We start from the raw sequence: 20022 nt of genomic DNA, 5'->3' as shown, positions 1-20022 counted from the left end.
CCGGGACGCGCGTGCACACGCGCGTCCCGGAGGCCGTCTCGCGTTGTGCTCCGTCCGGGCTTCGCGTCACAGATTGGTTGAGACCACTTGTCGGCGACTTCCAGCCGCGCTTAATCTCCTGCGAGTTGTGCAGCACGAAACGTTCGTTGCGCATGGTGCAACGCCGACCCGTAGGGATCCCGGATGAAGCTTTCCTCCCGCATTGCCGTCCCGGTGGCGGCACTTGCGCTCGCCGGCCTCACCGCCACCGCCTGCGCCCCGCAGACCTCCGACACCAGCGCGACGAAGGACGAGAAGAGCGGCACGCTGCGCGTCTGGCTCTTCCAGGAGGTCAACAACAAGCCCAAGGAGCAGGTCGTCGACGCCGCGGTCGCCGCCTTCGGCAAGAAGCACGAGGGGACGAAGGTCGAGATCGAGTACATCCCCGTCGAGACCCGCGCCCAGCGCATCAAGGCCGCCTTCAACGATCCGAAGAGCGCGCCGGACCTGATCGAGTACGGCAACACCGACACGGCCGGATACGTCAAGGACGGCGGACTCGCCGAGGTCACCGAGGAGTTCAACGCCTGGGACGAGGCCAAGGACACCGACCCGACGGCCCGGCAGTCCGTCACGGTCGACGGCAAGATCTACGGAGCGCCCCTCTTCGTCGGCGTCCGCGCGCTCTACTACCGCACCGATGTCTTCGAGGAGCTGGGGATGGCCGCCCCCAAGTCCCAGGCCGAGCTGATCGCCACGGCCAAGAAGGTCCGCAAGGCGAAGCCGGAGCTGTACGGGCTCGCGGTCGGCGGCGCGTACACCTATGGCGCGATGCCGTTCCTCTGGGCGAACGGCGGCGAACTGGCCCAGGAGAGCGGCGGTACGTACAAGGCCGCCGTCAACAGCCCGGCCGCCCGCAAGGGCATCGAGGCGTACACCTCCCTCTTCGGCGAGGACAACTGTCCGGCCGCCAAGTGCGCCTCGATGGGCGGCAACGCGACGGTGACCGCCTTCGCGTCCGGGAAGGCCGCGATGGCGATCGGCGGCGACTTCAGCCACCAGGCCGTCGAGGCGGGCACGGTGAAGGGCAAGTACGCGGTCGTGCCGCTGCCCGGGGTCGAGGAGGGCTCGGTCGCGCCGGCCTTCGCGGGCGGCAACAACATCGGCGTACTCAAGAGCAGCGCGCACCGCACGCTCGCCGTCGACCTGATGAAGTCGTTCACCGGCAAGGAGACCCAGGCCAAGCTGTTCGACGCGATGGGCTTCCTGCCGACGTACACGGACGTACTGGCCGACTCGGCGAAGAAGCAGCCGTTCATCGAGCCCTTCGTCCAGACCCTGGGCGCGGGCGCCAAGTTCGTCCCCGCGTCGCCGGCCTGGGCGCAGATCGACTCCTCGCTCGTCCTGCCGACGATGTTCCAGGAGATCGTCAGCGGCCGTAAGGACGTCGCCGCGGCATCGGACGACGCGGCGAAGAAGATGGACGCGGCGTTCTCGTCCGCGGGCTGAGCGCCATGACGACCGAAACCGGCCGGATCGACTCCGGCCGTACGGCCACCGGGGGCCCGGGGCCGGTACGCGAGGCCCGGCAGGCGCCCCGGAAGGCCCGGCGGACCCCCCGCCGGGCCGGCCGGGCCGGCTGGACCCCCTGGCTCTATCTCGCGCCCGCGCTCGTCGTCCTCGGCGGGCTGCTGGTCTACCCGATCTACCAACTCGGCCTGATCTCCTTCCTGGAGTACACCCAGGCGCAGGTCAGCGGCGGGGAACCGACCTCCTTCAAGGGCTTCGGCAACTACTCCGCGCTCTTCGGCGACAGCCAGTTCTGGCAGGTGCTGCTGGCGACCGTGCTGTTCGCCGCGGCGTGTGTCGTCGCCACCCTCGCGGTCGGCTGCGCGCTCGCCGTCCTGCTGACGCGGGTACGGGCCGCGCCCCGGCTCGCGCTGATGCTCGCCGCGCTCGGCGCCTGGGCCACCCCCGCGATCACCGGCTCCACGGTCTGGGTCTTCCTCTTCGACCCGGACTACGGCCCGGTCAACCGGCTGCTGGGGCTCGGCGACTTCTCCTGGACGTACGGCCGCTACAGCGCCTTCGCACTTGTCCTGTTCGAAGTGGTCTGGTGCTCGTTCCCGTTCGTGATGGTGACCGTCTACGCGGGCATCAAGGCCATCCCCGGCGAGGTGCTGGAGGCCGCCTCGCTCGACGGCGCCTCGCAGTGGCGGATCTGGCGGTCGGTGACCGCGCCCATGCTGCGGCCGATCCTGGTGGTCGTCACCATCCAGTCGATCATCTGGGACTTCAAGGTCTTCACCCAGATCTATGTGATGACGAACGGCGGCGGAATCGCCGGCCAGAATCTCGTGCTCAATGTCTACGCCTATCAGAAGGCCTTCGCGTCCTCGCAGTACAGCCTGGGCTCGGCGATCGGCGTGGTCATGCTGCTGATTCTGCTGGCGGTCACGCTCGTCTATCTGCGACTGATCCGACGCCGGGGAGAAGAACTGTGAACCTGCTCGGTATTCGCCGTCCCTGGCGGCTGCTGGCCGAGGCATCGGCCCTCGTCATCGCCGTGATCGTGGCCTTTCCGCTGTACTGGATGATCCTCTCCGCGTTCAAACCCGCCGGCGAGATCCAGTCGACGGAAGCCCGTCCCTGGACGCTCTCGCCGTCGCTCGACTCGTTCCGCCGGGTCTTCGAACAGCAGGAATTCGGGCGGTACTTCCTGAACAGTCTGGCGGTCGCGGGAACGGTCGTGATCGCCTCCGCGCTCATCGCGTTTCTGGCCGCGACGGCCGTCACCCGGTTCCGTTTCCGATTCCGTACGACCCTCCTCATCATGTTCCTCGTCGCGCAGATGGTGCCGATCGAGGCGCTGGCCATCCCGCTGTTCTTCCTGATGCGGGACGCCGGGCTGCTCAATACGCTCGGCTCGCTCGTCCTGCCGCATCTCGCCTTCTCGCTTCCGTTCGCCGTCTGGATGCTGCGCGGATTCGTCAAGGCCGTCCCCGAGGCGCTGGAGGAGGCCGCGTACATCGACGGCGCGAGCCGTACCCGTTTCCTGTGGCAGATCCTTTTCCCGCTGGTCTTCCCCGGGCTTGTCGCGACGAGTGTCTTCTCCTTCATCTCGACCTGGAACGACTTCCTGTTCGCCAAGTCCTTCATCATCAGCGACACCTCCCAGTCGACGCTTCCGATGGCGCTGCTGGTCTTCTTCAAACCGGACGAGAACGACTGGGGCGGCATCATGGCCGCGTCTACGGTGATGACCGTTCCCGTGCTGGTTTTCTTTGTGCTCGTACAACGGCGCCTGGTCTCCGGACTCGGCGGCGCCGTCAAGGATTAGAGGTGGACTTCATGGATCTGATCCCGGACCCCAGGCGGGCCTGGCCGGCGCAGCCGGGAGCGGGCGCGTTCCCGCTCGACGGCGAGACCGTGATCGAGGCAGGGCCCGGTACGGAGGGCGTGGCGCGGTGGTTCCGTACCGCCGTCGGAGCCGCGACGGGGCTGCCGTTCGCGGACGACGCCGGGGTCATCGGCGCCGACGACAACCGGATCGTCCTGGGGATCAGCCCGGACATCGCCCGCGAACTGGGCACCGAGGGCTACCGGATCAGCGTCGACGCCGCGGCGATCCGGGTCGAGGGCGGCGCCGCCGCCGGGGTCTTCTGGGGCGCGCAGACCCTCCGCCAGCTGCTCGGGCCCGACGCGTACCGCGGGGCGCCGCTCGACTCCGCGCGCGAGTGGTCCGTACCGATGACCCTCATCGAGGACGCGCCCCGCTTCGGCTGGCGCGGGCTGATGCTCGACGTGGCACGCCACTTCATGCCCAAGGACGGCGTCCTGCGCTATCTGGATCTGCTCGCCGCCCACAAGCTGAATGTCTTCCACTTCCATCTCACCGACGACCAGGGCTGGCGCGTCGAGATCAAGAAGCATCCGCGACTGACCGAAGTCGGCTCCTGGCGCCCGCGCACCAAATGGGGCCACCGCGCCTCCGAGCTCTGGGAAGAGAAGCCGCACGGCGGTTACTACACCCAGGACGACATCCGCGAGATCGTCGCGTACGCCACCGAGCGGCATATCACCGTCGTCCCCGAGATCGATATCCCGGGACATTCGCAGGCCGCCATCGCCGCGTATCCGGAACTCGGCAACACCGATGTCATCGACACGACCTCCCTCACCGTCTGGGACACCTGGGGCATTACCGCGAACGTACTCGCCCCCACTGACAACACCCTGCGGTTCTACGAGGACGTCTTCGAGGAACTGCTCACGCTCTTCCCCTCGACCTTCATCCACATCGGCGGGGACGAGTGCCTCAAGGACCAGTGGAAGGAGTCCCCGGCCGCCCAGGAGCGGATCGCCGCGCTCGGTCTCGCGGACGAGGACGGGCTCCAGTCCTGGTTCATCCGGCACTTCGACCGCTGGCTCGCCGAGCGCGGCCGGCGGCTGATCGGCTGGGACGAGATCCTGGAAGGCGGGCTCGCGCCGGGCGCCGCCGTCTCGTCCTGGCGCGGATACGCGGGCGGGATCGCCGCCGCGAAGGCCGGCCACGACGTCGTCATGTGCCCCGAGCAGCAGGTGTATCTGGACCACCGTCAGGCGGCCGGCGACGACGAGCCGATGCCCATCGGGTACGTACGCACCCTGGAGGACGTCTACCGCTTCGAGCCGCTGCCGCCCGAGCTCACCGAGCAGGAGGCGGCCCATGTCCTCGGCACCCAGGCCAATGTCTGGACCGAGGTGATGCAGGACAGCTCCCGCGTCGACTACCAGGTCTTCCCGCGGCTCGCCGCCTTCGCGGAAGTCGCCTGGTCGGACCTTCCGGCCCCCGCCGAACGTGATTTCGCCGACTTCGAGCAGCGCATGGCGGAGCACTACCGGCGCCTTGACGCACTCGGGGTCGAATACCGGCCGCCCGGCGGTCCGTTGCCCTGGCAGCGCCGCCCGGGCGTGCTGGGGCGCCCGATCGAGGGGGCGCCCCCAAACGTGTGAGCCCACCGGGAGATGGCTGCCCCAGAACGGTGTCCCTGGGACCGTGGTAGTCCGTAAGGATAAGTCGTATAACGACCGCTGAAGAGTGGCATTCCGTATGTGACGGCGAAGAGGTGCGAAACCGGACCTTCCCCCTGGTGGGGGACGGATGCGTCCTTCGCGGACCCTCGCGTCGGGCGGGCCGGAAGATGTGCCAGAGTTGCCACGTCCGGTCTGTGAGCACGTACGGTACGGCCACACGGGCGGGACACCGGGACACCGGAAAGGGGCAGCTGGGTTGACCACGCACGCACCGCAGACGGCGCAGTTCGTGACGCTGCCGGCCACGCTGGACGAGGCCGTGGCGGCACTCACCGCGATGCCTGCCGCCGTGCCCGTCGCGGGTGGGACCGATCTCATGGCGGCCGTCAACAAGGGCCAGCTGCGGCCCGCGGGACTCGTCGGCCTCGGCCGGATCAGCGAACTGCGCGGCTGGCACTACCAGGACGGTCACGCCCTGCTCGGCGCCGGTCTCACCCACGCGCGCATGGGCAGGCCGGACTTCGCGGCCCTCATCCCCGCGCTCGCCGCGTCCGCGCGCGCGGCGGGCCCGCCCCAGATCCGTAACGCCGGGACGCTCGGCGGCAATATCGCCACCGCGGCCCCCACCGGCGACGCGCTGCCCGTACTCGCCGCGCTGGAGGCCGATCTGGTGGTCGGCGGGCCCGGCGGCGCGCGCCGTGAGATCCCCGTCTCGCATCTGCTGGCCGGCCGCGAGATGCTCGCGCCCGCCGAACTCATCGGCTTCGTACGGGTGCCGCTGCTGCACGCCCCCCAGGTCTTCCTCAAGGCGACCGGACGGACCGGGCCCGGCAGGGCCACCGCGTCCGTGGCCGTCGTGCTCGACCCGGCGCGGCGCGGGGTGCGGTGCGCGGTCGGCGCCATCGCCCCGATGCCGCTGCGCCCGCTGGAGGCGGAGCACTGGATCGCCTCACTGATCGACTGGGACGGCGCGCGCGGGCTCGCGCAGGAGGCGCTCGCCGCCTTCGGCGAGTACGTCGCCGCGGCCTGTATCCCGGACCCGCCGGCGCCGGCCGACGGGGGCGAAGTGCCCCCGGCGTCGCCCGCCGTACTGCATCTGCGGCGCACGGTCGCCGCGCTGGCCCGACGAGCACTGGGGAGGGCGCTGTCGTGACCACCAACGAGAACTCCGGTGGCGGCACCGGGGCCCCCGAGGGCCAGGGCGGCTGGCAGCCGCTCCCGCAGGGCGGGGAGTACGACGGCGAGTCGACCGCCTTCGTGCACCTGCCCCCGGAGGACACCTTCGACGCGCCGCTGGCCGCGCCGGGGCACGGATACGTACCGCCGCAGATCGTGCCGCCCGCGCAGGCGGACCCGTCGGCGGCCGACGCCCAGGGCGGGGTCCACTGGCCGGACCCGCAGCAGGGCGGCGGGGCGCAGGACCACGCGCCGTACGCGCAGGGCGGCTATGTCCAGGGCGGATACGCGCAGGGGGGGTACGACCACGGCGGCTACGGGCCCGGCGGCGGCTACGAGCCGCAGGGGACCGGCCAGTGGAACTTCAGCGACACGGGCACGGGCGCGGGCACGGGCACGAGTGACGGCTCCGACGCCGGGGCGGTCGCGGGCGGATCCGAGCTGACCGGCCAGTGGACGATCCCGATCGCCCAGGGTGATCTTCCGGACGAGTCGGGCGAGTTCAGCAAGTCGGTGCTGGCGTCCCAGTGGAACGGCGGCGCCCCGCCGGCGACCCTGCCGGGCGGCGCCGCGGCGCCGTGGGCGACGGAACCGGCACCGCCCGGCGCGGACGCCGGCGTATTCGCCGCCCCGGAGAGCGTCGAGGCGCCGGCTGTCCCGGACGCACCGGCGCCCGTGGAGCCCGAGCCGTCCGCCGTCCTGCCGGACGCCGTACCGGACCTCGCGCACGAGCCCGGCCCGGGGACCCTGCCCGAGGCGGCTCCGGAGACCGTTCCCGAGATCCAGGCCGAGCTCCCGGTCGAGATGCCGGCCGAGCCCGAGCATGCCGCCGAGCCCGTGGCGGAGACCGCGCCGGAGTCCGCACCGGAATCCGTGACCGCGCCGGAAACCGATCCCGAGCCCGAGCCCGCGCCCCTCACCAGCAGCAACGACAGCGCCGAACACCCCTCCGGCTCCTACGTCCTGCGCGTCAACGGCGCCGACCGCCCCGTCACGGACGCCTGGATCGGCGAGTCGCTGCTGTACGTGCTGCGCGAGCGCCTCGGCCTCGCGGGCGCCAAGGACGGCTGCTCCGAGGGCGAATGCGGCGCCTGCAACGTCCAGGTCGACGGCCGGCTCGTCGCCTCCTGCCTGGTCCCCGCCGCCACCGCCGCCGGTTCCGAGGTCCGTACGGTCGAGGGGCTGGCCGCCGACGGCGAACCCTCCGACGTCCAGCGGGCGCTGGCGAAGTGCGGGGCCGTGCAGTGCGGGTTCTGCGTCCCCGGCATGGCCATGACCGTCCACGACCTCCTGGAGGGCAACCACGCCCCCAGCGAGCTGGAGACCCGCCAGGCGCTCTGCGGCAACCTCTGCCGCTGCTCCGGCTACCGGGGCGTGCTCGACGCCGTCAGCGAGGTCGTCGCCGGGCGCAGGGCGAGCGCGGAGGCCGCCGCCGCGGCCTCCGAGGAAGCCCGTATCCCGCACCAGGCACCTCCCGGGGCCGGCGGCGTCCAGCCCCCGCAGGCGAACCCGCACGCCGATCCGCACACCAACTCGCACCCGCACTCGCCCGACGGAGGCATGGCGTGAGCAACGACGCGGCCACCGGGCCCCCGACGCTCGACGGCCCCCAGCAGGAGCCGCCCGCGCACGGCCTCGGCGCATCCCTCCCCCCGGCCGACGCGCGCGCGAAGACCGAGGGCACGTTCCCGTACGCCGCCGACCTGTGGGCCGAGGGTCTGCTGTGGGCGGCGGTCCTGCGCTCGCCGCACCCGCACGCCTGTATCGTCTCGATCGACACCGCCGCGGCGGCCGGGATGCCGGGCGTACGCGCCGTCATCACGCACGAGGACGTCCCGGGCGACTCGGCGTACGGCAGGCGGATCGCCGACCGGCCGGTCTTCGCCTCGGAGGTCGTGCGCCACCACGGCGAGGCGATCGCCGCCGTCGCCGCCGACCACCCCGACACGGCCCGGCTCGCCGCCGCCGCGATCGCCGTCGAGTACGAGGTGCTCGACCCGGTCACCGACCCCGAGAAGGCGTTCGCCGCCGAGCCGCTGCACCCCGACGGCAATCTGATCCGCCATATCCCGCTGCGCTACGGCGATCCGGACATCACCGGCGAGGTGGTCGTGGAGGGGCTGTACCGCATCGGCCGCCAGGACCCCGCGCCCATCGGCGCCGAGGCGGGCCTCGCCGTACCGAGACCGGACGGCGGCGTCGAGATCTACACCGCCTCCACCGACCCGCACACCGACCGCGATCTGGCCGCCGCCTGCTTCGGCCTGGAGCCGGACCGGGTGAAGATCGTCGTCACCGGCGTCCCCGGCGCAACCGGCGACCGCGAGGACCCCGGCTTCCAGATCCCGCTCGGCCTGCTCGCGCTGCGCACCGGCTGCCCGGTCAAACTCGCCGCCACCCGCGAGGAGTCCTTCCTCGGCCACGCCCACCGCCACCCGACGCTGCTGCGCTACCGCCACCACGCGGACGCCGAGGGCCGGCTCGTCAAGGTCGAGGCCCAGATCCTGCTGGACGCGGGCGCGTACGCGGACGCCTCGTCCGAGTCCCTGGCGGCGGCGGTCGCCTTCGCCTGCGGCCCGTACGTCGTCCCGCATGCCTTCATCGAGGGCTGGGCCGTACGCACGAACAACCCGCCCTCCGGCCATGTACGGGGCGAGGGCGCCATGCAGGTGTGCACGGCGTACGAGGGCCAGATGGACAAGCTGGCCGCCAAGCTGGGCGTGGAACCGGCCGAGCTGCGGCTGCGCAACGCCCTGGCCACCGGCGACATCCTGCCCACCAGCCAGACGGTGACCTGCCCGGCGCCCGTGGCCGAACTGCTCCGTTCCGTACGCGACTTCCCGCTGCCCCCGCTCCCCAAGGACACCCCCGAGGCGGCCTGGCTGCTGCCCGGCGGCCCCGAGGGCGCGGGTGAGCCGGGGGCCGTACGCCGGGGCGTCGGCTACGCGCTCGGCATGGTCCATATGCTCGGCGCGGAGGGCGCGGACGAGGTCTCCACGGCCACCGTCAAGGTCCACGACGGCGTGGCCACGGTCATCTGCGCGGCCGTCGAGACCGGCCAGGGCTTCGCCACCCTCGCCCGGCAGATCGTGCAGGAGACGCTGGGCATCGAGGAGGTCCATGTCGCCTCGGTCGACACGGACCAGCCCCCGGCGGGCCCGGCGGCCCACGGCCGGCACACCTGGGTCTCGGGCGGCGCGGTCGAGCGGGCGGCGAAGATGGTCCGTACGCAGCTGCTCCAGCCGCTGGCCCACAAGTTCGGGATGTCCACCGAACTGCTCCAGATCACGGACGGCAAGATCACCTCGTACGACGGGGTGCTGTCCACGACGGTCACCGAGGCGATGGACGGCAAGGAACTCTGGGCGACGGCGCAGTGCCGCCCGCACCCCACCGAACCCCTCGACGCCTCGGGACAGGGCGACGCCTTCGTGGGGCTGGCCTTCTGCGCGATCCGCGCGGTCGTGGACGTCGACATCGAACTGGGCTCGATCCGGGTCGTGGAGATGGCCGTGGCCCAGGACGTCGGGCGGGTCCTCAACCCGGCGCAGCTGGCCACCCGCATCGAGGCGGGCGTCACGCAGGGCATCGGTACGGCCCTGACGGAGAACCTCCGCACGACCCGCGGCGTGGTCCGCCGCCCCGACCTCACGGGGTACGCGCTGCCGACGTCCCTGGACGCGCCGGACATCCGGATCGTCAAGCTGGTCGAGGAGCGCGACGTGGTGGCCCCGTTCGGCGCCAAGCCCGCGAGCGCGGTGCCGGTGGTCACCTCCCCGGCGGCGGTCGCCTCGGCGGTCCGCGCGGCCACGGGCCGGCCCATCAGCCGCCTCCCGATCCGCCCGCAGGCGGCGGTGGCGGCGGTGCCCGCGGGCTCGTAGGCGCCGCCGTACGCGACACCGAGCGGCCCACGACATCGAGCGGCCGCCCCCGGAATCCCCCGGGGGCGGCCGCTTTCGTGGTCCTGGAGGCCGTGGCGGGAATCGAACCCGCGTAACTCGCTTTGCAGGCGAGCCCCTGAACCACTCGGGCACACGGCCGTGTCCTGTCTCCTGGTCATGACCGTAGGCCGGTGCCGGGCGGGGCTCAAGGCGTCCGGGCGGGCCGCAACGCGACTGCCACACTCCGTTCACGGTGGGCCGTCGCGCCGGTGGGGCCGGGCCGGGGGAGGCGTACGTCCAAGGGACCACATCCGATCAGCCCTACGACAGGGCCGAATCAGGGCTGTGCCCCTTACGCTGAGTCCATGACCGCCCTGGACCCACGCGACGCCGATGTCGCTCCCACCGACATATCCGCCCTGACGAAGCCCACATCGCAACCCCCGGCCCGCGACCAGGGCGGCGCCCCCGACCAGGGCGGTGTGCTGGGTCCTGAGCATCGGGCGCTCAGTATCGGCATCGTCTCCGTCGTCCTGCTCATCGCCTTCGAGGCGACCGCCGTCGGTACCGCGATGCCGGTCGCCGCGCGCGAGCTGAACGGGATTCCGCTGTACGCCTTCGCGTTCTCCGCGTACTTCACCACCAGCCTCTTCGCCATGGTGCTCTCCGGCCAGTGGGCCGACCGCAGCGGGCCGCTCGCGCCGCTCGCCACCGGGATCAGCGCCTTCGGGGCCGGGCTGCTGCTGTCGGGCACGGCGGGCACCATGTGGCTGTTCATCCTCGGCCGCGCCGTCCAGGGCCTCGGCGGCGGGCTGGTCATCGTCGCGCTCTATGTCGTCGTCAGCCGGGCCTACCCGGAGCGGCTGCGGCCCTCGATCATGGCCGCGTTCGCCGCGAGCTGGGTGATCCCCTCCGTCGTCGGGCCGCTCGCCTCCGGCACCGTCACCGAACACCTCGGCTGGCGCTGGGTCTTCATCGGTATCCCCGTCCTGGTCGTGCTGCCGCTGGCGCTCGCGCTGCCCGCGATCCGCCGCAAGGCGTCGGGGCCCGCCGACGCCGAGGGGTCCGTACCGGCCTTCGACCGGCGCCGGATCCGGCTGGCGCTGGGGATCTCGCTGGGCGCGGGACTGCTCCAGTACGCGGGCCAGGACCTGCGCTGGCTCTCGCTCCTCCCCGCGCTGGCCGGCATCGCGTTCCTCGTCCCCGCCGTCCTCGGGCTGCTGCCGCACGGCACCTGGCGCGCCGCGCGCGGGCTGCCCTCCGTGGTGCTGCTGCGCGGCGTCGCCGCCGGGGCGTTCATCGCCGCCGAGAGCTTCGTACCGCTGATGCTCGTCACCCAGCGCGGGCTGTCGCCGACGATGGCCGGGCTCTCGCTCGCGGTGGGCGGCGCGACCTGGGCGCTCGGCTCGTACGTCCAGTCCAGGCCGCGTCTGGAGCCGTACCGCGAGCGGCTGATGGCGGGCGGGATGGTGCTGGTCGCCCTGTCGATCGCGACCGCGCCGAGTGTGCTCATCGAATCCGTACCGGTATGGATCGTCGCGGTCGCCTGGGCCTTCGGCTGTCTCGGCATGGGCGCCGTGATCGCCTCGACCAGCGTGCTGCTGCTCAAGCTGTCGGCGCCGGAGGAGGCGGGCGCGAACTCGGCCGCGCTCCAGATCTCCGACGGGCTGTCGAACGTCCTCCTGCTGGCGGCGGGCGGCGCGGCGTTCGCGGCCCTGGGCGGCGGCGCGGTGGGCGGCCACGCGGTCTCGGCCGCGTCGGGCGCCGCGGGATCCCACCCGGCGGCCTTCGCGGCGGTGTTCCTCCCGATGGCGGCGGTGGCGCTGGTGGGGGTGTGGGTGGCGACGCGGATACGGACCCGCTGAGTACTGCCCACGCCAGGCCCAACCGCCCTGTTACGTTGGCCTCTTGACCGAGGGGGGGCGGAGACAGGGCGATGACAGCGACCACGTTTCGTATCGGCGGGGACCTGGGCGTACGGCGGCTCGGATTCGGAGCGATGCAGCTGCCGACCGAGCGGGGTCCCGCCCGCGAGGCATCCCTCCGTGTCGCCCGCAGGGCCGTCGAGCTGGGCGTCACACTGATCGACACCGCCCATCTGTACGGCGGGGGAGCCAACGAGGAACTGCTCGCCGAGGCCCTGTACCCCTACGCGGACGGGCTGCTCGTCACCACCAAGGTCGGCGTCGCGCGGTCGGCGGAGTCGGGCGAGTGGGGGCTCGACGGCCGGCCCGAGGTCCTGCGCGACCAGGTCGAGAACGCCCTGCGCCGGCTGCGGGTCGAGCGGCTCGAACTGCTCCAGCTGCACCGCATCGACCCGGAGGTGCCCCTCGCCGACCAGCTCGGCGCGCTGCGGGAGTTGCAGACGGCGGGCAAGGTCGGCCGGCTCGGGCTGTCGGAGATCACCGTCGCGGAACTCGACGAGGCGCGGGCGATCATCGACGTCGCGTCCGTACAGAACCGCTACAGCCTGCTCGACCGCGAGCACGAGTCCGTGCTCGCGGCCTGCGAGGCGGCGGGGATCGCGTTCCTGCCGTGGCGGCCCGTCGCCGGAGCGGCGTCGGGCGCGTCCGCCGCGGCTGCCGAGATCACGGCCGTGGCGGACGAACTGGGCGCCACCCCCGCGCAGGTCTCCCTCGCCTGGCTCCTCGACCGCTCCCCGGTCGTCCTCCCGATCCCGGGCACCGCCCGGATCGACCACCTGGAGGAGAACGTCGCCGCGGCGGACCTCCGTCTGACCCCGGCCCATCACGACCGCCTCGACCGTCTCGACGACCTCGGCCGTCCCGGCCGGCCGGCCGAGCGGGCATAGCGCCCCGTCACGTCGTACGGAATGTGGCGCCCGTCGCACCTGGGCCCTGTACGTACGAGGGTCGCGCGGGGCCACCGGTAGGGTGGCCCGGTTGTCGTACGTACCCCCGTCCCACCCCGCCAACCCGCGCCCGAACCGGAGACCGTGACTACTACCGCCTCCTCCCACCACCTCTCACCCGCCTTCCCGGGCCGCGCCCCCTGGGGCACCGCGAACAAGCTGCGTGCCTGGCAGGAGGGTGCGCTCGGCCGCTATCTGGAGAAGCAGCCACGTGACTTCCTCGCCGTCGCCACCCCCGGCGCCGGGAAGACGACCTTCGCTCTGACGCTCGCCTCATGGCTGCTGCATCACCATGTCGTCCAGCAGGTGACCGTCGTCGCGCCGACCGAGCACCTCAAGAAGCAGTGGGCGGAGGCCGCCGCGCGGATCGGCATCAAGCTCGACCCGGACTACTCCGCGGGGCCGGTGAGCAAGGAGTACGACGGCGTCGCCATCACCTACGCGGGCGTCGGGGTGCGGCCCATGCTGCACCGCAACCGGTGCGAGCAGCGCAAGACCCTGGTCATCCTCGACGAGATCCACCACGCGGGCGACTCCAAGTCCTGGGGCGAGGCGTGCCTTGAGGCGTTCGAGCCCGCGACCCGGCGGCTCGCGCTGACCGGCACGCCGTTCAGGTCCGACACCAACCCCATCCCCTTCGTGGCGTACGAGGAGGGCAACGACGGCATCCGCCGCTCGGCCGCCGACTACACCTACGGGTACGGCAACGCCCTCGGCGACGGCGTCGTCCGGCCCGTCATCTTCCTCAGCTACAGCGGCAATATGCGCTGGCGCACCAAGGCCGGTGACGAGATCGCGGCCAAGCTCGGCGAGCCCATGACCAAGGACGCCGTCTCGCAGGCGTGGCGCACCGCGCTCGACCCGCGCGGCGACTGGATGCCCAATGTGCTGCGCGCGGCGGACCAGCGGCTGACCGAGGTGCGCAAGGGCATCCCGGACGCCGGCGGTCTGGTCATCGCGACCGACCAGGACGCGGCGCGCGCGTACGCCAAGCTCATCCGCGAGATCACCGGCTCGAAGGCGACCGTCGTCCTCTCCGACGACACCGGCGCGTCGAAGCGGATCGATGAGTTCAGCGGGAGCGACGACCGCTGGATGGTCGCGGTCCGGATGGTGTCGGAGGGCGTCGACGTACCGCGGCTGGCCGTCGGCGTGTACGCCACCACCATCTCGACCCCGCTCTTCTTCGCGCAGGCCGTGGGCCGTTTCGTACGGTCACGGCGGCGTGGCGAGACCGCGTCCGTCTTCCTGCCCACCATCCCGGGCCTGCTCGGCTTCGCCGCCGAGATGGAGGTCGAGCGCGACCACGTACTCGACAAGCCGAAGAAGAACGGCGAGGAGGACCCCTACGCCGAGTCCGAGAAGGAGCTGGCGGAGGCCGAGAAGCTCCAGGACGAGGACACCGGCGAGCAGGACATGCTGCCCTTCGAGGCGCTGGAGTCCGACGCCGTCTTCGACCGGGTGCTCTACGACGGCGCCGAATTCGGCATGCAGGCCCACCCGGGCAGCGAGGAGGAGCAGGACTACCTCGGCATCCCCGGGCTGCTGGAGCCCGACCAGGTGCAACTGCTCCTCCAGAAGCGGCAGGCGCGGCAGATCGCGCACAGCCGCAAGAAGCCGGACGCCGAGGCGGATCTGCTGGAGCTGTCGGCCGAGCGGCGGCCCGTGGTCTCCCACAAGGAACTGCTGGAGCTGCGCAAGCAGCTGAACACGATGGTCGGCGCGTACGTCCACCAGAGCGGCAAGCCGCACGGCGTGATCCACACGGAGCTGCGCCGGGTGTGCGGAGGGCCGCCGAGCGCCGAGGCGACGGCGGGGCAGATCCGGGAGCGGATCGCGAAAGTGGGGGAGTGGGCCACCCGGATGCGGTGATGCGGTGGAGATTTCCGGCGGGCACCGTGGCGGTGATCGAGAGAGGTCGTAGCGGTTTTCGCGCGCCGTGGCCGCCGCCGGGCACGGCGGCGGCCGTTTCCGCCTCCGGGGCCGTCCGGTATGGCGTGAATGATCGATCCAAGTCCCCGTTCTGTCGGATTTTGTCCGCGAATAGGGATCAACTCTCCTTCTGTGCCCGGATTCTGGACGAGGTCTTCCGCTGAGCGGTGTCCATGGTTAGTGTCCCCGCAATGTAAACGCTCCGTGGCAACTCCGCCGCGTAGCGCAGCCGGTGGTGCCGAGGCCCGCCGGCGGCCTCACTCCGAAGGAGAAGGCGTCGTGACCGCGGAGACGTCCCAGACGCTCGACCGGGGACTGCGCGTCCTCAAGCTGCTCGCCGACACCGATCACGGTCTGACGGTCACTGAGCTGTCCAACAAGCTCGGGGTGAACCGGACGGTGGTCTACCGGCTGCTCGCCACCCTCGAACAGCACGCACTGGTCCGCCGCGACCTGGGCGGCCGGGCCCGGGTGGGCCTCGGCGTGCTGCGCCTGGGCCGCCAGGTGCATCCGCTGGTACGGGAGGCCGCGCTGCCCGCCCTGCGCTCGCTCGCCGAGGACATCGGCGCCACCGCGCATCTGACGCTGGTGGACGGGGCGGAGGCGCTGGCCGTCGCGGTCGTCGAACCGACCTGGACCGACTACCACGTCGCCTATCGGGCCGGCTTCCGCCATCCGCTCGACCGGGGCGCCGCGGGCAAGGCGATTCTCGCCGCCCGCCAGGCCGCCCTCACCGAGCCGCGCTGCACGCTCACCCACGGTGAGCTGGAGGCCGGTGCCAGCGGGGCCGCCGCCGCGCTGATCGGGGTCACCGGGATAGAGGGCAGCGTGGGTGTGGTGATGCTCGCGGACGCCGTACCCGAACGGGTGGGGCCGCGGGTCGTGGACGCGGCCCGGGAGGTCGCGGACGCGCTGCGCTGAGCCCCGGCCGGCGGTCCCACCCGTTCGGACCGGCCGGCGGTCAGTCGTACCGGCCGGCGGCCGGTCCTGCCGGCCTCACGTACACGCCGTCCCGCGCGCCCGAGCGCGCCAGATAGATTGACACCCGTGTTCTCTCGTCTCTCGCGCCCCGGCGCCCTCGCACTCTGCGCCGTCCCGATCGTCGCGCTGTTCGCCGTGGTCGGGGCCGCGCCACTGCCGTACTCCGTGGCACAGCCGGGCATGACCGCGGATGTCCTCGGCGCGGACCAGGGCCGGCAGATCATCACGATCAGCGGGGCGCCCACCAGGAAGACCGAGGGACAGCTCCGGATGACGACCATCGTGGCGACCGGCCCCTCCGCCGATGTCGACTTCGGCGATGTGGTCGAGGGCTGGCTCCGTACGGACCGCGCCGTGCTGCCGCGTGACGCGGTCTACCCGTCGGGACAGTCCGACAAGGAGATCGAGCGGCACAACACCCACGACATGGTGGAGTCCCAGAACTCCGCGACCCAGGCCGCCCTGGGCCTGCTCGGCAAGGACCCGAAGACCGTCGACGTCAGCCTCCATCTCGCCGACGTCGGCGGCCCCAGTGCCGGTCTGCTCTTCGCCCTCGGCATCGTCGACAAACTCGACGGCGACGGCTCGGGCGGCGATCTGACCGGCGGCCGCAAGATCGCGGGTACGGGCACGATCAGCGCCGACGGCGCGGTCGGCGCGGTCGGCGGGGTGTCCCTGAAGACCCAGGCCGCGGGGCGCGACGGGGCGACGGTCTTCCTCGTCCCGAAGGCGGAGTGCGGGGACGCCGGGAGCGAGCTGCCGAAGGGGATGCGGCTGATCCCGGTCAGTACGCTCAAGGGCGCGGTGTCGGCGCTCCGGGCGCTGGAGCGGGGCGAGACGGACCAGGTGCCGAGCTGCTGATGTCCCCGCCGCTGATGTCCCTGCCGCTGCTGTCACCGACCGCGGCGGCTTCGGCCGTCAGGTCCGGCGTCAGCGGTGTCTCCGGGCTCCGCGATGTCTCCGGGATCCGTTCCATGGAGCGCCAGGCGGGGAAGACCAGCGGGCTCAGCGTCGCCAGGAGATAGACGCCGCCGACGGCCAGCAGCGTGTTGCCCAGCCCCGCGCGCTCGACCAGCAGGCCCGCGACCAGACCGCCGAGCGGCATGGTCAGTTCGACTCCCGCCGTGGTCACACTCGACACCCGGCTGCGCAGCTCGTCCGGCACCCGCTCGTAGGTGACGGTGGTGAGGATCGGATTGAGCACCCCGGCCGCCAGTCCGCCCGCGGCCATCGTCACGGCCAGCGGTACGGTCCCGTCAGTGAGCGCCGCCACGACGTACTTCGGTGCCCCGCAGAGCAGGAAGGCGCCCGCGAACACGACGCGGCGCGGGAAGCGTTCGCCGTACGCCCCGTACAGCAGGGCCCCCAGCAGCGCCGCCCCGCCGAACAGCGCGGTGAGCAGCCCGAGATCGGCGGACCCGCCCAGCTCCTGCCGGGCATGGACCGGCAGCAGGACCGAACTCCAGCTCTGGTCCAGACCGTTGGTGATCATCACCATCACGGTGATGCCGAGCAGCAGCCGCGTACGGATCAGGAAGGCATAGCCCTCGCGGAGTTCGGTGCGGTACGTCGCGAGTGAGACCGGGGCCCGGCGCTGTGGCTCCGCCGCGCGAATCCCCCGCAGTCCGGTGGCTATCAGCGCCGCCGACGCCATGAAGGTCACGGCGTCCAGCAGCAGGACCGCCTCCGCGCCCATGACCGCGATCAGCAGTCCGGCGAGCGCGGCGCCGATCATGCGCGCCCCGCGGGAGGCCGCGTCGTACAGACTCGCGGCGCGCGGCAGGGTCGTCCCGGCGCGTTCGGCGAGGTCCGGCAGGAGGACGTAGCGGGCGGTGATCCCCGGGGTGTGGACGAGGCCGCTGACCGCCATCAGCGCGCACAGCATCCAGAACTCCAGCACGCCCGCGAAGTGCAGGAGCGGGACCGCGGCCACGGCGAATCCGCAGATCAGGTCGGAGGCGACGGACACCCGCCGCCGCCCGAGCCGGTCGATGACCGGACCACCGACGAGGGCGGAGACGACGACCGGCAGCGTCGCGCAGAAGGCGACGATCCCGGCCCTGGCGGGGCTGCCGGTGGTCTGGAGAACGAACCAGGGCACCCCGATCAGGGTGAGTGAACTCCCCGCGATGGAAATGGTGTTGGCGGCGAGGGTGGCGACGAAGGGCCGCCGCTCGGCAGTGGGTCTGTGCCCGCCGGCTCCGGGGCCGGTCTTCCCGGTCATGCGGCGTACGGTCGTACGAGCCGACGCCCGGACACCGCCGGCCGGTTGACGAGGCGCAGCCCCAACTCGACCAGGGTCCAGCCGAGTCGGGTACGGAGGTTCGCGCGCGGCGGGCGGTGGCGGGACCCGGCCGCCGCGCGGCGCAGTTCGGCGGCGCGCAGGGCGTGCAGCCGGAGATGCAGGTCGGGGTGTGTGCCGGGATACACGGCGGGGTCTCCTTCAGCTTCGGCCGGTGGAACCGGTGCGGGGGAAGGAATGCAGATGGACGCGGACCTGCGGGGCTTCCTCGTCGCCGGGACCGGCCGTGCGGTAGCTCTCGACGACCTCGTGCAGCTTCTCGTTCATCTCGTACAGCTGCTCGGCGGTCAGGCGCAGGGTGAAGTCGCTGAGGTCCGCGGAGTGCGACCACTCCTGGGGCCAGTCGCTCGCGGTCCCCAGCCAGGTGGCGACCTCTTGCGTATGGATGCCGGCGATCTCGTGCAGGAAGAGGTCGAGCGCGCCGCGTACCGCCGGGTTGGTGTCGGCGTGCAGGTCGGGGCCGAATCTCACGCCTTCCTCGGAGGCCCTCCACCACCGCTCGCGGCCCTTTCCCCGCGTCGGATCGTCCTCGACGAAGCCGTGCGTGGCGAGCTGTCGCAGGTGGTAGCTGGTGGCACCGCTGGACTCGCCCAGCCGCTCGGCGAGCTGGGAGGCGGTGGCGGGGCCGTCGTGGCGGAGCGTGGCCAGCAGCCGTATCCGCAGGGGGTGGGCCAGACCGCGGAGCGAGCGGGCGTCGAGGGTGCGCTCCCTGTGCTCCGGAGGCTGCGGTGGCTGCGGCGGCGTTTCCGCCGGCTTCACGGGTTCTGCGGGTTCTGCGGGCTCGGGCATGCCCCTACCGTAGCCATGCAAAGACTTCGTTGCAACATGTTCTTTGCAACGAAGTCTTTGTGTACTCGGCGGATCCCGGTCCGCCCCGTCCGTCAGCCGTTCAGCCGTTGCCGTCCCGCGTCAGCAACTCGACGAGCCCCGTGATGCCCTCCGCCCCATGACCACCCTCCAGCCGCCGCTTCATCAGGTCGAAGTACGGGGTCAGCAGCTCGGGGCTCACTCCCTGCTCCCGCGCCGTCCCCACGAAGGTCCGCACCCCCGCGACCTGCATGGCCAGGTTGGACACCACGTCCGAGGTGTAGTCGCCGCTCTCCAGCTGCGCGGCGACCTGCTCGACCGTCGGGGACATCGACATCAGCCAGCCGGTCAGCAGCGGTGTGAACTCCTTCAGCGAGATCTCCGCCTCGCCGCGCACCAGCGCGAAGGCGTGCGTGATGCCCGCGAGCATGCCGTACATCCCGCTCAGCAGTGCCACGTCCTGGAGGGCGGCATGGCCGGCGTCCGCGCCGACGTACCGCGTGCCGACCGGGACCGCCAGCGCCGCCCGGTGCGTCTCGAAGAGCTCGGCCGAGCCGCTGTAGAAGACATAGCCGCCCGCCTCGGGAACCCCGACCATCGGCGGTACGGCCATGATCCCGCCGCTGAGGAACCGCGCCCCGCGCGCCGCGGCCCACTCGCCGCGCGCCCGTGCCTGGCCCGGGGTCCCGGTGGTGAGGTCCACCAGGTCCTTGCCGGTCGGGTCGGCACCCTCCAGCGCGGCGCCGACCGAGGCGTCGTCCAGCAGACAGGTGACGACGAGCGCGTTCGCGGCCACGGCCTCGGCGGCGCTCGCGGCGGCCGTGGCGCCCTCGGCCACCAGGGCGCCGGCCCGGCCCGCCGTACGGTTCCAGACGGTCACGGAGTATCCGGCGGCGAGCCAGGCCCGCGCGAAGGCCGTACCCATGGCCCCCAGCCCGAGAAGGGAGACGGACCGAGAGACGGATCGAGAAGGGGAGAGGGAAGAGGAAAGAGCGTCAGAAGTGTTGTCGGTCATGACGAATACGCTGGTCGACAACCCGGGGACCAACAAGTACGCACTCCGAAGTGGGTGGTTC

16 protein-coding genes and 1 tRNA gene are annotated in these 20022 nt (G+C 72.1%); 12 read left to right on the top strand and 5 right to left on the bottom strand.

From position 1 onward, the window contains the following. Positions 1 to 183: 183 nt before the first annotated feature. The 7 genes from ACFRKB_RS36955 to ACFRKB_RS36925 all read left to right on the top strand — a co-directional run bounded on the left by ACFRKB_RS36955 (position 184) and on the right by ACFRKB_RS36925 (position 10052). Positions 184 to 1488, top strand: coding sequence for an extracellular solute-binding protein (locus ACFRKB_RS36955; RefSeq protein ID WP_383110989.1), 1305 nt, complete (start codon positions 184 to 186; stop codon positions 1486 to 1488). A gap of 5 nt (positions 1489 to 1493) precedes the next feature. Beyond that, a complete protein-coding gene (locus tag ACFRKB_RS36950; RefSeq protein WP_383110988.1) occupies positions 1494 to 2483 on the top strand; it encodes a carbohydrate ABC transporter permease in 990 nt (329 codons plus the stop codon). 2 nt (positions 2484 to 2485) lie between these two features. Beyond that, positions 2486 to 3319, top strand: coding sequence for a carbohydrate ABC transporter permease (locus tag ACFRKB_RS36945; protein ID WP_365977354.1), 834 nt, complete (start codon positions 2486 to 2488; stop codon positions 3317 to 3319). Between the two features lie 11 nt (positions 3320 to 3330). Further along, positions 3331 to 4974, top strand: a complete 1644-nt coding sequence (locus ACFRKB_RS36940; RefSeq protein ID WP_383110987.1) for a beta-N-acetylhexosaminidase — start codon at positions 3331 to 3333, stop codon at positions 4972 to 4974. Positions 4975 to 5251: 277 nt separating this feature from the next. Continuing rightward, on the top strand, positions 5252 to 6148 hold the full coding sequence (locus ACFRKB_RS36935) for an FAD binding domain-containing protein (RefSeq protein ID WP_383110986.1): 897 nt from the start codon (positions 5252 to 5254) through the stop codon (positions 6146 to 6148). Continuing rightward, positions 6145 to 7740 (top strand): 2Fe-2S iron-sulfur cluster-binding protein, encoded by a 1596-nt coding sequence (locus tag ACFRKB_RS36930; RefSeq protein ID WP_383110985.1) that lies wholly within the window; start codon positions 6145 to 6147, stop codon positions 7738 to 7740. The genes ACFRKB_RS36935 and ACFRKB_RS36930 overlap by 4 nt, the downstream gene beginning before the upstream one ends. Continuing rightward, complete coding sequence (locus ACFRKB_RS36925; RefSeq protein WP_383110984.1) at positions 7737 to 10052, top strand: xanthine dehydrogenase family protein molybdopterin-binding subunit; 2316 nt, start codon at positions 7737 to 7739, stop codon at positions 10050 to 10052. Before ACFRKB_RS36930 ends, ACFRKB_RS36925 begins: the two co-directional genes overlap by 4 nt. Positions 10053 to 10136: 84 nt before the next feature. Here the strand turns inward: ACFRKB_RS36925 and ACFRKB_RS36920 are convergent. Next, a tRNA-Cys gene (locus ACFRKB_RS36920) sits at positions 10137 to 10211 on the bottom strand. A 206-nt stretch (positions 10212 to 10417) separates the two neighbouring features. On the opposite strand from ACFRKB_RS36920, the gene ACFRKB_RS36915 reads away from it, so the two are divergent. From ACFRKB_RS36915 to ACFRKB_RS36895, 5 genes are all read left to right on the top strand, one after another. Next, positions 10418 to 11917: an MFS transporter gene (locus ACFRKB_RS36915; protein WP_383110983.1), complete on the top strand. Its 1500-nt coding sequence runs from the start codon at positions 10418 to 10420 to the stop codon at positions 11915 to 11917. Between the two features lie 71 nt (positions 11918 to 11988). Next, positions 11989 to 12864 carry an aldo/keto reductase gene (locus tag ACFRKB_RS36910; protein ID WP_383110982.1) on the top strand — a complete coding sequence of 292 codons (876 nt, stop codon included), beginning with the start codon at positions 11989 to 11991 and terminating at the stop codon, positions 12862 to 12864. Between the two features lie 144 nt (positions 12865 to 13008). Continuing rightward, entirely contained in the window at positions 13009 to 14796 is a 1788-nt protein-coding gene (locus ACFRKB_RS36905; RefSeq protein WP_383110981.1) for a DEAD/DEAH box helicase, read from the top strand. 339 nt (positions 14797 to 15135) lie between these two features. Then, positions 15136 to 15777 (top strand): IclR family transcriptional regulator, encoded by a 642-nt coding sequence (locus ACFRKB_RS36900; RefSeq protein WP_030355108.1) that lies wholly within the window; start codon positions 15136 to 15138, stop codon positions 15775 to 15777. Between the two features lie 126 nt (positions 15778 to 15903). Then, on the top strand, positions 15904 to 16698 hold the full coding sequence (locus ACFRKB_RS36895; RefSeq protein WP_383110980.1) for a S16 family serine protease: 795 nt from the start codon (positions 15904 to 15906) through the stop codon (positions 16696 to 16698). On the opposite strand, the gene ACFRKB_RS36890 is transcribed toward ACFRKB_RS36895, so the two are convergent. The 4 genes from ACFRKB_RS36890 to ACFRKB_RS36875 form a co-directional block, all read right to left on the bottom strand. After that, entirely contained in the window at positions 16631 to 18061 is a 1431-nt protein-coding gene (locus tag ACFRKB_RS36890) for an MFS transporter (protein WP_383110979.1), read from the bottom strand. The two genes, ACFRKB_RS36895 and ACFRKB_RS36890, sit on opposite strands and share 68 nt — an antisense overlap. Next, the gene (locus tag ACFRKB_RS36885) at positions 18058 to 18267 is read right to left on the bottom strand and encodes a hypothetical protein (protein ID WP_383110978.1); all 210 of its coding nucleotides are present in this window, start codon (positions 18265 to 18267) and stop codon (positions 18058 to 18060) included. The genes ACFRKB_RS36890 and ACFRKB_RS36885 overlap by 4 nt, the downstream gene beginning before the upstream one ends. 13 nt (positions 18268 to 18280) lie before the next feature. Continuing rightward, complete coding sequence (locus ACFRKB_RS36880; RefSeq protein WP_383110977.1) at positions 18281 to 18928, bottom strand: ArsR/SmtB family transcription factor; 648 nt, start codon at positions 18926 to 18928, stop codon at positions 18281 to 18283. 100 nt (positions 18929 to 19028) lie between these two features. Beyond that, entirely contained in the window at positions 19029 to 19961 is a 933-nt protein-coding gene (locus ACFRKB_RS36875) for an NAD(P)-dependent oxidoreductase (RefSeq protein WP_383110976.1), read from the bottom strand. Positions 19962 to 20022 lie beyond the last annotated feature (61 nt).

The sequence above is a fragment of the Streptomyces scopuliridis genome, assembly GCF_042790125.1.
Classification (GTDB): Bacteria; Actinomycetota; Actinomycetes; order Streptomycetales; family Streptomycetaceae; genus Streptomyces; species Streptomyces scopuliridis_A.
The sequence above is the reverse complement of the archived record's forward strand: the minus strand, read 5'-3'. Positions and strand labels throughout refer to the sequence as shown.

What these genes read in the sequence shown, in the direction of transcription:
- ACFRKB_RS36955 (WP_383110989.1), top strand. Translation starts at nt 184, where the DNA reads ATGAAGCTTTCCTCCCGCATTGCCGTCCCGGTGGCGGCACTTGCGCTC.
- ACFRKB_RS36950 (WP_383110988.1), top strand. Translation starts at nt 1,494, where the DNA reads ATGACGACCGAAACCGGCCGGATCGACTCCGGCCGTACGGCCACCGGG.
- ACFRKB_RS36940 (WP_383110987.1), top strand. Translation starts at nt 3,331, where the DNA reads ATGGATCTGATCCCGGACCCCAGGCGGGCCTGGCCGGCGCAGCCGGGA.
- ACFRKB_RS36915 (WP_383110983.1), top strand. Translation starts at nt 10,418, where the DNA reads ATGACCGCCCTGGACCCACGCGACGCCGATGTCGCTCCCACCGACATA.
- ACFRKB_RS36910 (WP_383110982.1), top strand. Translation starts at nt 11,989, where the DNA reads ATGACAGCGACCACGTTTCGTATCGGCGGGGACCTGGGCGTACGGCGG.
- ACFRKB_RS36890 (WP_383110979.1), bottom strand. Translation starts at nt 18,061, where the DNA reads ATGACCGGGAAGACCGGCCCCGGAGCCGGCGGGCACAGACCCACTGCC.
- ACFRKB_RS36880 (WP_383110977.1), bottom strand. Translation starts at nt 18,928, where the DNA reads ATGCCCGAGCCCGCAGAACCCGCAGAACCCGTGAAGCCGGCGGAAACG.
- ACFRKB_RS36875 (WP_383110976.1), bottom strand. Translation starts at nt 19,961, where the DNA reads ATGACCGACAACACTTCTGACGCTCTTTCCTCTTCCCTCTCCCCTTCT.